Source organism: Bradyrhizobium sp. B117, from assembly GCF_038969555.1.
Classification (GTDB): Bacteria; Pseudomonadota; Alphaproteobacteria; order Rhizobiales; family Xanthobacteraceae; genus Bradyrhizobium.
In genome coordinates this window covers 7752676-7764713 of record NZ_CP152414.1, presented here as the reverse complement: position 1 = coordinate 7764713, position 12038 = coordinate 7752676, and the positions used below count along the sequence as shown (strand labels likewise).

At 63.8% G+C, this 12038-nt stretch carries 14 protein-coding genes; 11 read left to right on the top strand and 3 right to left on the bottom strand.

Annotated elements, in window-relative coordinates; translation table 11 throughout:
* Positions 1–2 precede the first annotated feature (2 nt).
* Both AAFG16_RS37625 and AAFG16_RS37620 read left to right on the top strand, forming a co-directional pair.
* Complete coding sequence (locus AAFG16_RS37625) at positions 3–413, top strand: acyl-CoA thioesterase (protein ID WP_283081377.1); 411 nt, start codon at positions 3–5, stop codon at positions 411–413.
* Positions 414–603: 190 nt separating this feature from the next.
* Positions 604–795 (top strand): hypothetical protein, encoded by a 192-nt coding sequence (locus AAFG16_RS37620; protein WP_195799755.1) that lies wholly within the window; start codon positions 604–606, stop codon positions 793–795.
* Positions 796–1020: 225 nt separating this feature from the next.
* On the opposite strand, the gene AAFG16_RS37615 is transcribed toward AAFG16_RS37620, so the two are convergent.
* On the bottom strand, positions 1021–1473 hold the full coding sequence (locus AAFG16_RS37615; protein ID WP_283081376.1) for a nuclear transport factor 2 family protein: 453 nt from the start codon (positions 1471–1473) through the stop codon (positions 1021–1023).
* Between the two features lie 154 nt (positions 1474–1627).
* Between AAFG16_RS37615 and AAFG16_RS37610 the strand changes: the two genes are divergently transcribed.
* Positions 1628–2314 carry an HAD-IA family hydrolase gene (locus tag AAFG16_RS37610; RefSeq protein ID WP_283081375.1) on the top strand — a complete coding sequence of 229 codons (687 nt, stop codon included), beginning with the start codon at positions 1628–1630 and terminating at the stop codon, positions 2312–2314.
* Positions 2315–2402: 88 nt separating this feature from the next.
* On the top strand, positions 2403–3248 hold the full coding sequence (locus AAFG16_RS37605; RefSeq protein WP_235539959.1) for a DeoR/GlpR family DNA-binding transcription regulator: 846 nt from the start codon (positions 2403–2405) through the stop codon (positions 3246–3248).
* Positions 3249–3252: 4 nt separating this feature from the next.
* Here AAFG16_RS37605 and AAFG16_RS37600 read toward each other — a convergent pair whose 3' ends face one another.
* Positions 3253–3675 carry a type II toxin-antitoxin system VapC family toxin gene (locus tag AAFG16_RS37600; protein WP_342733492.1) on the bottom strand — a complete coding sequence of 141 codons (423 nt, stop codon included), beginning with the start codon at positions 3673–3675 and terminating at the stop codon, positions 3253–3255.
* Positions 3672–3956 carry a type II toxin-antitoxin system Phd/YefM family antitoxin gene (locus AAFG16_RS37595; RefSeq protein WP_342733490.1) on the bottom strand — a complete coding sequence of 95 codons (285 nt, stop codon included), beginning with the start codon at positions 3954–3956 and terminating at the stop codon, positions 3672–3674. The genes AAFG16_RS37600 and AAFG16_RS37595 overlap by 4 nt, the downstream gene beginning before the upstream one ends.
* Before the next feature lie 233 nt (positions 3957–4189).
* Here AAFG16_RS37595 and glpD point away from each other — a divergent pair, with 233 nt between their 5' ends.
* The 7 genes from glpD to AAFG16_RS37560 all read left to right on the top strand — a co-directional run bounded on the left by glpD (position 4190) and on the right by AAFG16_RS37560 (position 11903).
* Positions 4190–5740, top strand: a complete 1551-nt coding sequence (gene glpD / locus AAFG16_RS37590; RefSeq protein WP_283081372.1) for a glycerol-3-phosphate dehydrogenase — start codon at positions 4190–4192, stop codon at positions 5738–5740.
* Positions 5737–6813: an ABC transporter ATP-binding protein gene (locus AAFG16_RS37585; RefSeq protein WP_342733488.1), complete on the top strand. Its 1077-nt coding sequence runs from the start codon at positions 5737–5739 to the stop codon at positions 6811–6813. The genes glpD and AAFG16_RS37585 overlap by 4 nt, the downstream gene beginning before the upstream one ends.
* A 12-nt stretch (positions 6814–6825) precedes the next feature.
* Positions 6826–7911 (top strand): ABC transporter ATP-binding protein, encoded by a 1086-nt coding sequence (locus AAFG16_RS37580; protein ID WP_342733486.1) that lies wholly within the window; start codon positions 6826–6828, stop codon positions 7909–7911.
* Positions 7911–8885: a sugar ABC transporter permease gene (locus AAFG16_RS37575; RefSeq protein WP_283081369.1), complete on the top strand. Its 975-nt coding sequence runs from the start codon at positions 7911–7913 to the stop codon at positions 8883–8885. Before AAFG16_RS37580 ends, AAFG16_RS37575 begins: the two co-directional genes overlap by 1 nt.
* Positions 8885–9691 carry a carbohydrate ABC transporter permease gene (locus AAFG16_RS37570; RefSeq protein WP_342733484.1) on the top strand — a complete coding sequence of 269 codons (807 nt, stop codon included), beginning with the start codon at positions 8885–8887 and terminating at the stop codon, positions 9689–9691. The genes AAFG16_RS37575 and AAFG16_RS37570 overlap by 1 nt, the downstream gene beginning before the upstream one ends.
* 10 nt (positions 9692–9701) lie before the next feature.
* The gene (locus tag AAFG16_RS37565) at positions 9702–10031 is read left to right on the top strand and encodes a DUF2160 domain-containing protein (RefSeq protein WP_027564314.1); all 330 of its coding nucleotides are present in this window, start codon (positions 9702–9704) and stop codon (positions 10029–10031) included.
* 129 nt (positions 10032–10160) lie between these two features.
* On the top strand, positions 10161–11903 hold the full coding sequence (locus AAFG16_RS37560; RefSeq protein WP_342741031.1) for an ABC transporter substrate-binding protein: 1743 nt from the start codon (positions 10161–10163) through the stop codon (positions 11901–11903).
* Positions 11904–12038: the final 135 nt, after the last annotated feature.

The window sequence follows — 12038 nt, the reverse complement described above, 5'->3', positions numbered from 1 at the left end:
ATATGAGCGAAAAGTCCGATACCGCGCCGCGCGGCGATCTCTGCATCCGCACGCTAGCGATGCCCGCCGACACCAATGCGAACGGCGACATCTTCGGCGGCTGGCTGCTCAGCCAGATGGATGTCGGCGGCGGCGTGTTTGCTTCAAAAGTCGCGAAGTCGCGCACCGTGACGGTCGCGATCGAAGCGATGAATTTTCGCAAAGCCGTCTATGTCGGTGATCTCGTCTCGGTCTATGCCAATCTCGTGCGCGTCGGGCGCACGTCGATGACCGTGCATCTCGAAGCGTGGGCGCTGCGTCGCGGCGAGGAGCATCCGTTCCTCGTCACCGACGGCAACTTCACCTATGTCTCGATCGACGAGCATGGCCGACCTCAGGAGGTGCGCTCCACCGATACGTCGATCGCGACGTAAGCGCGCGCGGCGGATGACCGCGCGGCGTCGCGTCAGCAACCGTCAAGGCTTCGCCAAGAGCAAGTCATAAAACGGATGAGGTCCCGGCGTACCCAATTGCGTGTCGATTCGGGGTGGAAACGGCTTCAAACGCCCAGGAACCTTTGGGCCTGGATGCCGTTGTCTGCGCGCACTGAGGACTACACGGACCATGCCGGACAGCTACATCATCGAAGTGAATTCGCAGACTGCGGGTATCGTGGTCCGCGGCCAGGGAGGCTACTGCTTCTTCGCCTCCTCCCACCAATTCAACCGCCTCGAAGGCCAACTCTTTCGCAACGCACGCGAAGCCGAGCGCGCGGCGCGCAAGCTGGTTAACGGCGATGTGAAGGAGGCGGCGTAAGCGTCGCACCAGTCATTCCGGGGCGCGCGAAGCGTGGCCGGAATTTTTTGCAGCCCTTGGTGCTGCTGCCTTTTTCCTTCTCCCCTTGTGGGAGAAGGTGGCGCGAAGCGCCGGATGAGGGGTATCTCTCCGCAAGATCGTTCGTGAAGAGAGATACCCCTCACCCGTCTCGCCGCCTTCGCGGCGAGCCACCCTCTCCCACAAGGGGAGAGGGCAAGACCATCATCACAACTTCGTTGCAGCCCGCGACAAGAGCTTCCACTCGTCGCCCTGCTTCTGCCAGTTCATCAGGATGTGAAGGTTGGTCGACACTTTTTTCCCATCGGCCGCCATCTCCTGCTCGCCCAGCCAATGAAAGCGGACGATCGCGGCGGGGCCAACCACCTTGATGGTGGGGTCCTTGTATTCGATCGACAGGAATTTCGATTTGCCGTCGGTGGCGTTGGCGATGAAGGTCGCCTTGTCCTCGACCTTGCCGTTGGAATGGCTGTAGCTGAGATCATCCCAGCACAGCGCGCCGAGCGCCTTCGGGTCGGCCGCGATCTGGGCGAGGCGGAAGGCCTCGACCTTCTTCGCCACGGCTTCCTCGTCCGCCGACGCGGCGAGCGCCGGTGATGTGAGCGCAAGCGCGGAGACGGCGAGAGTCGAGAGAGCCAGATCGCGTCGGTTGATCGTCATCGTTTCCTCCTTTTTGGTCTTGCATGGAGTGTTGCAGCCGCGCGCGACTTTGTCGAGTGCCGCATTGTCGTCATGTGGATGCGTCATTGCGCGATCGAGGTCGTATTGATACGTCTCACGCATCGATGCGTCGCGCATTTTGGAAAGTACGGAAATGATCGAGGCCAGACAGGGTACGATGGGCAAGGCGTTGCTGTTCGACATCGACGGTACGCTCGCCGACACCGACCCGTTGCACTTGAAGGCCTTCAACCAGGTGCTCGGTCCGCATGGCCATGTCTTCGACCACGCGCGCTTCTCCAGGGAGCTGCAAGGCTTCGCCAATGTCGCAATTGGCGAGCGCTTTCTGCCCCACGAAGCGCCGGAGCGGCGCGCCTTGATCCTCGATGAGAAGGAGGAGGTCTTCCGCAGGCTGGTGGCCGGGCAGATCGCGCCGCTGCCGGGCCTGATGGCGCTCCTCGACCGTGCGGATGGCGCTGGCATTCCCATGGTCGCCGTGACCAACGCGCCGCGTCTCAACGCCGAGCTGCTGCTGTCAGGCCTCGGCATCACGCACCGCTTCAAGGCGCTCGTGATCGGCGCCGAGCTGCCGCATGGCAAGCCGCATCCGCTGCCCTATCAGGAAGGTCTGCGTTTCGTCGGGGCGAGGCCGGAGGCTTCGATCGCATTCGAGGACTCCCGCACCGGCGTGCAATCCGCCACAGCGGCCGGCATTCCGACCATCGGCATCCGCACCAGCCTCAGCCATGCTGACCTGGTTGCATCAGGCGCGGTCGCCTCCGCCAGTGCCTTCGACGATCCGCAGCTGCTTGCGCGTCTTGCCGCCGCGATGGCGTGGTGAGGGCCATCCGTTAACCGTGATCGGCGCGCGCATTGACCGAAGCCGCGAACCGCCGCACCATGCATCCTCCTGATTTGAGGCCGTTGCCGTGACCGGACTGACCCACCGCCAAGCCGAAATCCTCAACATCGCGCGCGCTTCCGGCCGCGTCATGGTCGAGGAGCTCGCGCGCAAGTTCGAGGTCTCGGCGCAGACCATCCGCAAGGATCTCAACGATCTCTGCGAACGGAGATCGCTGACCCGCATCCACGGAGGCGCCATCATCGCCTCCGGCGTGGAAAACCTCGCCTATGAGGCGCGCCGCTTCGTCGCCGCCGACGAGAAGAAGGCCATTGGCGCCGCGGCCGCCTCGCTGATCCCGAACGGCTGCTCGCTGTTCATCAACATCGGCACCACGACGGAGGAGGTCGCGAGCGCGCTGACCTCGCACGAGGACCTGCTCGTCATCACCAACAATCTCAACGTCGCCATGCTGCTCTACCGCCATCCCCGCATCGAGGTGGTGGTGGCCGGCGGTACGGTGCGGCGCGCCGACGGCGCCGTGGTCGGCTCGACCGCGACGCAGCTGATCGGCCAGTTCAAGGTCGACTATGCCATCATCGGCGCATCCGCGATCGACGAGGAGGGCGCGCTGCTCGACTTCGATTATCGCGAGGTGCAGGTGGCGCAGGCCATCATCGCCAACGCCCGCAGCGTCATGCTGGTCGCCGATTCGACAAAGCTGCGTCGCAGCGCGCCGGTGCGCATCGCCCACATCACCCAGATCCAGACCTTTGTCACCGACCAGGAGCTCCCCGAGCGCCTCGCCACCATCTGCCACAGCAAGGGCATCGAGGTGGTGGAAGCGATGCCGAAGGGGGCGGATATCGACGACACCCAGGCCGATGCGCAGGACGCGGCGCCCGAAGCCGCGCCGGTGGTGCGGTTGAGATAGCGTATTAGGCGTCCCACGGATTGAGCAGCGGGACGCCCAAGGCCGCGAAATCCTTCACGTTGCGCGTGACGAGCGTGAGGCTGTTCGCAAGCGCGGTCGCCGCAAAGAAGCCGTCCATGACAGACAGCGCAACTCCTGTTCTGTGGCTCTGTGCCATCAGGTCGCCCCAGCGCTCGGCCACGGCATGATCGTTCGGCAGGACTCGGTCGGCAAACCGCGCCGGCAGGTCGTGGGCAAGCCAGGCGGCTAACGCTGTGCGCCGGCGGCCGTCCTCCAGCATCGCCACGCCGCGGCGAAGCTCGGCGATCGAGGCAACACTGATGAAGGTGCGATCCTCATCGATCGTATCGAGCCACGCCAAAACTTTCGGCGAAGGCGCAGGCCGCTGAACCTCGGACAGTACGTTGGTGTCGAGCAGCAAGTTCACGGCATTTCGTCGCGTGGCGTATCGTGCACGCGATCGAGCTCAAGGTCTGCGCCACGCAGCGGTGACGCCAGCAGGAATTCGGCCAGAGTGCCCTTGCGTGCTGTCTTGCGCGCCCATTCCTGGGCGGAAACGACTACGGCATTCGGCTTGCCGTGACGGGTGATGACCTGCGGGCCCGTTTGGGCGCGGTCTACCAGTTCGGACAGCCGTGCCTTGGCATTCGCAAGGGTCCAGGTGTCATTGATCGGAGGCGTGTCGGGCGCAGTGCTATGGTCAGCCATGCGAGTTGAAAAACCATTATGACTAATGTGACTATATTTCTGGGGGCCTCCTATATCAAGTGAGCTGCAGCTCCTTCAATTGTCGTCCGTACTGCTCATTTGCGCGTCCATCTGCCCACTAAAAAAGTTCCTCTTTCACTTCCTTTCGCCTCTCTTTCATCTTGCTTTCGTTTTTCGGTGTGATCTAATCAAAAACGAAAGTAGCCGCTCGAAGGAACGAGCGTCGCCGGGGGATGCGTCTGTTGGAGCGTATTTTCGACCTCGCCATCATTGGAGGCGGTGTTAACGGCTGCGGCATCGCGCGCGACGCGGTGGGCCGCGGCAACACGGTTTTCCTATGCGAAATGAACGATCTGGCGAGTGGGACGTCGTCCTGGTCGACCAAGCTGGTGCATGGCGGCCTGCGCTATCTCGAATATTACGAGTTTCGGCTGGTCCGCGAGGCGCTGATCGAGCGCGAAATCCTCTGGGGCATCGCGCCTCACATCATCCGCCCCTTGCGTTTCGTTTTGCCGCATCACGCCGGCCTGCGTCCGGCTTGGCTGCTGCGCCTCGGCCTCTTCCTCTATGACCACATCGGCGGCCGCCACCTGCTGCCGGCGACCCGCTCGGTCGATCTCAGGCGTGACGAGGTCGGCAAGCCGCTGATCCCGAACCGCTACAGCCGCGCATTCGAATATTCCGACTGCTTCGTCGATGACGCCCGCCTCGTCGTGCTCAACGCGCGCGATGCCGCCGACAAGGGGGCCGAGATCCGCACCCGCACCCGCGCCACCGAGATCCACCAGTCCGACGGCATCTGGACCGTCAGCATGGTCAACACGCTGACCGGCGTGCGCTCGTCGATTCGGGCGAAGGCCCTGGTCAATGCTGGCGGTCCCTGGGTCGAGGACGTTCTCGGCCGCGGCGCCGGCGTCAATGCCAAAGCCAAGGTGCGCCTGGTGCAGGGTTCGCATATCGTGGTCAAGAAGCTCTACGATCACGACCGTGCCTACATGTTCCAGAACGCCGACGGCCGCATCATCTTCGTGATCCCCTATCAGGACGATTTTACGCTGATCGGCACGACGGACCGGGACTATGACGGCGACCCCGCCAAGGTGAAGGCGACACCGGAGGAGATTCAGTATCTCTGCGCGGCGGCGAGCGAGTATCTGGCGAAACCCGTCAAGCCCGAGGACGTGGTCTGGACCTATTCCGGTGTGCGGCCGCTCTATGATGACGGCGCCAACGAGGCCAAGGCCGCGACGCGCGATTACGTGTTCGAGCTCGACACCCCCGGCGGTGTGCCGCTGCTGTCGATCTATGGCGGCAAGATCACCACCTATCGCCGCCTCGCCGAAGAGGCGCTGGAGCGGCTCGCGCCCTATCTTCGCAGTGCGAAAGCGCGCGAGGGCTGGACCGGCAAATGGCCGCTGCCCGGTGGCGACATGGATGTGTCCGATGTCGACGGCCTGGTCGCCGAGCTTCAGCGCGGCTATCCCTTCCTCAGCCATGAGCACGCACGCCGCCTTGCGCGCGCCTACGGCACCAGGGCAATCAAGTTGCTCGGCGATGCCAAATCGGCCGCCGATCTCGGCCAGGCCTTCGGTGCGACACTGACCGAGCGCGAGGTGCGCTATCTCATGGCCAATGAATGGGCGGTCACCGCCGAGGACATCGTCTGGCGCCGTTCCAAGCTCGGCCTGCGACTAAGTGCCGACGAGATCGCCGCGCTTGACGACTGGATCAGGACCCACGCTGTGCAGCAAAGTCCACTGCTGGAAGCAGGAGGACGCTCATGAGCGTGACACTCGATCACGTGACCAGGACCGTCGACGGCATCGCGCTCATCCGCGACGTCTCGCTGACGCTCGAGAGCGGCACGCTCAACGTGCTGCTCGGGCCGACACTGTCGGGCAAGACCTCGATCATGCGGCTGCTCGCCGGCCTCGACAAGCCGACGACGGGCAAGGTGCTGGTTGGCGGCAAGGACGTCACCGGCGCCGACGTGCGCCAACGTTCCGTCGCGATGGTCTATCAGCAATTCATCAACTACCCCTCGCTGACGGTCTACGAGAACATCGCCTCTCCCTTGCGCGTGCAGGGCAAGCCGCGCGATGAGATCGAGAAGCGCGTGGCGGAGGCGGCAAAGCTGCTGCGGCTCGAGCCGTTCCTCAAGCGCACGCCGCTCCAGCTCTCCGGCGGCCAGCAGCAGCGCACCGCGATCGCGCGGGCTCTGGTGAAGGGCGCCGATCTCGTGCTGCTCGACGAGCCGCTCGCCAATCTCGACTACAAGCTGCGCGAGGAGCTGCGCGCCGAGCTGCCGCGCATCTTCGAGGCCTCGGGCGCGATCTTCGTCTATGCCACCACCGAGCCGACCGAGGCGCTGCTGCTCGGCGGCAACACGGTGTGCATGTGGGAAGGCCAGGCGCTGCAGATGGGCGAGACCGCCAATGTCTACCGCCGGCCGCAGACCTTGCGCGTCGCGCAGGTCTTTTCCGATCCGCCGCTCAATCTGGTCGGTATCGAGAAGAGGAACGGCTCTGTGCAATATGCCGGCGGCACGGCCTCGCCGGCCTCGGGCCTCTATTCCTCGCTGGCCGACGGCGCCTATCGCGTCGGCTTCCGCGCCCATCAGCTCGGGCTTGCCAATGGCGAGGCCGACCGCCATGCCTTCCATGCCACTGTCACGGTGACCGAGATCACCGGTTCGGAGAGTTTCGTGCATCTGACCCGCGACGGATCGAACTGGGTGGCGGTGCTGCACGGCGTGCATGAGTTCGAGCCCGGACAGACCATCGACGCGGTGCTTGATCCGAATGATGTCTTTGTGTTCGATGCCGCCGACCGTCTGGTCGCGGCGCCGAGCTCGTGAGGGAGATGCGCCATGGCCCGCATTGACCTCGTCGATCTCGCCCATTCCTACGGCGGCAATGATGCGCCGCAGGAAAGCTTTGCGCTGAAGCCGGTCACCATGACCTGGCGGCAGGGCGGCGCCTATGCGCTGCTCGGCCCGAGCGGCTGCGGCAAGACCACGCTGCTCAACGTCATCTCCGGCATCATCACGCCCTCGCGCGGGAAAATCCTGTTCGACGGCAAGGACATCACGCCGCTGTCGACGCAGAAGCGCAACATCGCCCAGGTGTTCCAGTTTCCGGTGATCTATGACACCATGACCGTCGGGCAGAACCTGGCGTTTCCGCTGAAGAACCGCGGCGTGCCCAAGGCCGAGATCGACAAGCGCGTCGCCGAGATCGGCCGCCTGCTCGACCTCGAGCCCTATCTGAACCGGAAGGCCACGCGCCTCACCGCCGATGCCAAGCAGAAGATCTCGCTCGGCCGCGGCCTGGTCCGTTCCGATGTCGCTGCCGTGCTGTTCGACGAGCCGCTGACGGTGATCGATCCCGAGCTGAAATGGCAGCTTCGTTCCAAGCTGAAGGCGCTGCATCGCGAGCTCGACCTCACGATGATCTACGTTACCCATGACCAGACCGAGGCGCTGACCTTCGCCGACACCGTCGTCGTCATGCATGACGGCCGCGTGGTGCAGAGCGGCACGCCGGCCGAGCTGTTCGACAAGCCGGCGCACACCTTCGTCGGTTACTTCATCGGCTCGCCCGGCATGAACATCCTGCCGGCGGAGGTGAGGGGGCGCGAGGCCAGGGTCGACGGCCATGTCATCGCGCTCAACCGCGCTTACGACAATCTTCCGGCAGGCGCCAAGATCGAGATCGGCGTTCGGCCTGAATTCGTCGAGGCCGTGGCGCCCGCGCCCGGGCTGCTCGGTGCGAAGATCGAACGCATCGACGATCTCGGCCGCATCCGCTTTGCGCGCGTGCGTGTTGGCGACGCCAAGCTCGCCGCGCGCGCGCCGGCGGGCTTCACGTCATCCGACGGCACGGCCGGGCTGAAGTTCGATCCGTCGCATGTCCACGTCTATGCCGACAGCCTTCTGGTGGAGGGAGCCGCCTGATGGACAAGACCGTCAACCAAAAAGCCTGGTTCCTGGTGCTGCCGGTGTTCCTGGTGGTCGCCTTCTCGGCGGTGCTGCCGCTGATGACGGTGGTGAACTATTCGATGCAGGATACTTTCGGCAACAACCAGTTCTTCTGGAACGGTGTCGGCTGGTTCAAGGAGCTGCTCGATCCCTCGACCGATCTCGGCGGCCGCTTTCTCGCTTCCCTCGGGCGAAACCTGTTCTTCTCGATGGTGATCCTCGCGATCGAGGTGCCGCTCGGCATCGTCGTCGCGCTGTCGATGCCGCGCCAGGGCTGGACCGTCGCGGCCTGCCTCATCATTCTCGCGCTGCCTCTGCTGATTCCGTGGAACGTGGTCGGCACGATCTGGCAGATCTTTGGCCGGCCCGACATCGGTCTGATGGGCTATTCGCTCAATGCGATGGGCATCGACTACAACTACGTGTCCAACGCCGTCGACGCCTGGATCACTGTCATCGTGATGGACGTGTGGCACTGGACCAGCCTCGTTGCGCTGCTCTGCTATGCCGGTCTGAAGTCGATCCCGGATGCCTATTACCAGGCGGCGCAGATCGATGGCGCCTCGCGCTGGGCCGTGTTCAGGGCGATCCAGCTGCCGAAGATGAACCGCGTGCTGCTGATCGCGGTGCTGCTGCGCTTCATGGACAGCTTCATGATCTACACCGAGCCCTTCGTCGTCACCGGCGGCGGGCCCGGCAACTCCACCACCTTCGTGTCGATCGAGCTGGTTAAGATCGCGCTCGGCCAGTTCGACCTCGGCAAGGCCGCCGCGCTCTCGCTGGTCTACAATCTGATCATCCTGATCGTGTGCTGGATCTTCTACACCGTCATGACCAATGCCGGCGTCGAACGAAAGGTCCAGGCGGAGAGTGAACCGGCGCTGGAGCCCAAGCCTTCGGCCGCGCTCAAGCCCGTGCCCGCGCTCAAGCCAAAGGAAGGAGTGGCCTGATGCATTCGATCCCCGGCCGCCGCCTCATCATGGGGCTGTTCCTGGTCTTCCTGCTGCTGCCGATCTACTGGCTCATCAACATGAGCTTCAAGACCAACAGCGAGATCGTCTCGACGATGACGCTGTGGCCGCACACGCCGACCTTGCAGCACTACAAGCGCATCTTCACCGACGAGAGCTGGTATTCGGGCTACATCAATTCGCTGGAATACGTCGTCCTCAACACCATCATCTCGATCTCGGTGGCGCTGCCGGCGGCCTACGCCTTCTCGCGCTATCGCTTCCTCGGCGACAAGCATTTGTTCTTCTGGCTGCTGTCCAACCGCATGGCGCCGGCCGCGGTCTATGCGCTGCCGTTCTTCAATCTTTATTCGGCGATCGGCCTGTTCGATACGCCCTGGGCGGTGGCGCTCGCGCATTGCATCTTCAACGTTCCGCTCGCGGTGTGGATACTCGAGGGCTTCGTCTCCGGCGTGCCGCGCGAGATCGACGAGACCGCCTTCCTCGACGGCTATTCCTTTTCGCGCTTCTTCATCAAGATCCTGGTGCCGCTGATTGCTAGCGGCATCGGCGTCGCCGCCTTCTTCTGCTTCATGTTCTCCTGGGTCGAGCTGCTGCTCGCGCGCACGCTGACCTCGGTGCACGCAAAGCCCATCGCCGCGATCATGACGCGCACCGTGTCGGCCGCCGGCATGGACTGGGGCTTGCTTGCAGCGGCCGGTGTGCTCACCATCATTCCGGGCGCGCTCGTGATCTGGTTTGTCCGCAATTACATCGCGAGCGGTTTCGCGCTCGGCCGCGTCTGAGGAGGCATCAATGGAATCCATCGCATGGATGGCCTGGACGCTGCCGACGGCGATCTTCTTCGCCGCACTCGCCTGCACGCTCGCGGTCATGACTTACCTTGCCGCGGTCTATCCCGAAGCCGAGCGCGTCGGCGTGCTGCGCATCCCGACCACGCGCGGCGATCGCCTGTTCATCTCGCTGATATCGGCGGCCGTCATCCACCTCTTGTGGATCGGCCTCGTCGGCACCGACGCGATCGCGACGCTGCCGATCGGCGAGGATGGCTTTGAGATTTCGAGCCTCTGGCTCGCAAGTGGAATTTCGCTGGCCACGGCCGTGCTCATTTTCCGCACGGTCTGACGCTCGCGAAGGGACGGCCAGCTCCGGGGGCAACCGGGTCTGTATAAAAGTTTGTCGCTGCAACGGAGGAACAACATGCGACAGTTTAGGAGAAGGAAAGGTCCATTGACCAAGAGCAGCTTTCTGACCATGTCCAGCGCCGCCGCGATCGTAGCGGTGTCGTTCGCCGTCTCGGCGCCGGTGCGCGCCGCCGACGATGCCGCGATCCAGAAGTGGATCGCGGAATTCCAGCCCTCGACGCTGTCGAAGGAAGACCAGAAGAAGGAGCTGGAGTGGTTCGCGAAGGTGGCCGAACCGTTCAAGGGCATGGAGATCAACGTCGTCTCCGAGACCATCACCACCCACGAATACGAATCGCAGACGCTCGCCAAGGCGTTCTCCGAGCTCACCGGCATCAAGCTCAAGCACGACATCATTCAAGAAGGTGACGTCGTCGAGAAGCTGCAGACCCAGATGCAGTCGGGCAAGAACGTCTATGACGGCTGGATCAACGACTCCGACCTGATCGGCACGCACTTCCGTTACGGCCAGACCATCGCGCTGTCGGACTACATGACCGGCGAGGGCAAGGACGTCACCGACCCGATGCTCGACGTCAACGACTTCATCGGCAAGTCGTTCGGCACCGCGCCGGACGGCAAGCTCTATCAGCTGCCCGACCAGCAGTTCGCCAACCTCTATTGGTTCCGCTACGACTGGTTCACCAACCCCGACTACAAGGCGAAGTTCAAGGCCAAGTATGGCTACGAGCTCGGCGTGCCCGTGAACTGGTCGGCCTATGAGGACATCGCCGAGTTCTTCACGAACGACATCAAGGAGATCAACGGCGTCAAGGTCTACGGCCATATGGACTATGGCAAGAAGGATCCCTCGCTCGGCTGGCGTTTCACTGACGCCTGGCTGTCGATGGCCGGTAACGGTGACAAGGGCATCCCGAACGGCCTGCCGGTCGACGAATGGGGCATCCGCATGGAAGGCTGCCGTCCGGTCGGCTCGTCGGTCGAACGCGGCGGCGACACCAACGGCCCGGCCGCGGTCTACTCGATCACCAAGTACCTCGAGTGGATGAAGAAGTATGCCCCGCCGCAGGCGCAGGGCATGACCTTCTCCGAGTCGGGTCCGGTGCCGGCGCAGGGCAACATCGCCCAGCAGATGTTCTGGTACACCGCCTTCACCGCCGACATGGTGAAGCCCGGCATCGCCGTGATGAACGCGGACGGTACGCCGAAATGGCGCATGGCCCCGTCGCCGCACGGCTCGTACTGGAAGGAAGGCATGAAGCTCGGCTACCAGGACGCCGGCTCGCTCACGCTGTTGAAGTCGACTCCGGCTGACCGCCGCAAGGCGGCCTGGCTCTACCTGCAGTTCATCGTCTCGAAGACGGTGTCGCTGAAGAAGAGCCATGTCGGTCTCACCTTTATCCGTGAATCCGACATCTGGGACAAATCGTTCACCGAGCGTGCGCCGAAGCTCGGCGGCCTGATCGAGTTCTACCGTTCGCCCGCGCGCGTGCAGTGGACCCCGACCGGCAACAACGTGCCTGACTATCCGAAGCTCGCGCAGCTCTGGTGGCAGAATATCGGCGATGCGTCGTCCGGTACGAAGACGCCGCAGCAGGCCATGGACGCTCTCGCTGCGGCCCAGGACTCCGTGATGGAGCGCCTGGAGAAGTCCGGCGTGCAGGGCGCCTGCGGTCCGAAGCTGCACAAGAAGGAGTCGGCCGAGTACTGGTTCGCCAAGGCCCAGAAGGACGGCACGATTGCTCCGCAGCGCAAGCTCGCCAACGAGAAGCCGAAGGGCGAGACCGTCGACTACGACACGCTGATCAAGTCGTGGCCGGCGCAGCCCCCGAAGCGCGCGGAAGTGAAGTAAGCAGCGCGTAGCGTCATCCAATGCGAAAGGCCGGGAGCAATCCCGGCCTTTTTCTTTTGGCGCGGCGTCGCACGCTACCTCCCCACGCCATTGCTCCGCTGCGCACGCAATGACGAGTTTATGGCGCGCGCGATC

What these genes read in the sequence shown, in the direction of transcription:
- AAFG16_RS37610 (WP_283081375.1), top strand. Translation starts at nt 1,628, where the DNA reads ATGATCGAGGCCAGACAGGGTACGATGGGCAAGGCGTTGCTGTTCGAC.
- AAFG16_RS37575 (WP_283081369.1), top strand. Translation starts at nt 7,911, where the DNA reads ATGGACAAGACCGTCAACCAAAAAGCCTGGTTCCTGGTGCTGCCGGTG.
- AAFG16_RS37565 (WP_027564314.1), top strand. Translation starts at nt 9,702, where the DNA reads ATGGAATCCATCGCATGGATGGCCTGGACGCTGCCGACGGCGATCTTC.
- AAFG16_RS37585 (WP_342733488.1), top strand. Translation starts at nt 5,737, where the DNA reads ATGAGCGTGACACTCGATCACGTGACCAGGACCGTCGACGGCATCGCG.
- AAFG16_RS37615 (WP_283081376.1), bottom strand. Translation starts at nt 1,473, where the DNA reads ATGACGATCAACCGACGCGATCTGGCTCTCTCGACTCTCGCCGTCTCC.
- glpD (WP_283081372.1), top strand. Translation starts at nt 4,190, where the DNA reads ATGCGTCTGTTGGAGCGTATTTTCGACCTCGCCATCATTGGAGGCGGT.
- AAFG16_RS37620 (WP_195799755.1), top strand. Translation starts at nt 604, where the DNA reads ATGCCGGACAGCTACATCATCGAAGTGAATTCGCAGACTGCGGGTATC.
- AAFG16_RS37570 (WP_342733484.1), top strand. Translation starts at nt 8,885, where the DNA reads ATGCATTCGATCCCCGGCCGCCGCCTCATCATGGGGCTGTTCCTGGTC.
- AAFG16_RS37625 (WP_283081377.1), top strand. Translation starts at nt 3, where the DNA reads ATGAGCGAAAAGTCCGATACCGCGCCGCGCGGCGATCTCTGCATCCGC.
- AAFG16_RS37580 (WP_342733486.1), top strand. Translation starts at nt 6,826, where the DNA reads ATGGCCCGCATTGACCTCGTCGATCTCGCCCATTCCTACGGCGGCAAT.
- AAFG16_RS37560 (WP_342741031.1), top strand. Translation starts at nt 10,161, where the DNA reads ATGTCCAGCGCCGCCGCGATCGTAGCGGTGTCGTTCGCCGTCTCGGCG.
- AAFG16_RS37595 (WP_342733490.1), bottom strand. Translation starts at nt 3,956, where the DNA reads ATGGCTGACCATAGCACTGCGCCCGACACGCCTCCGATCAATGACACC.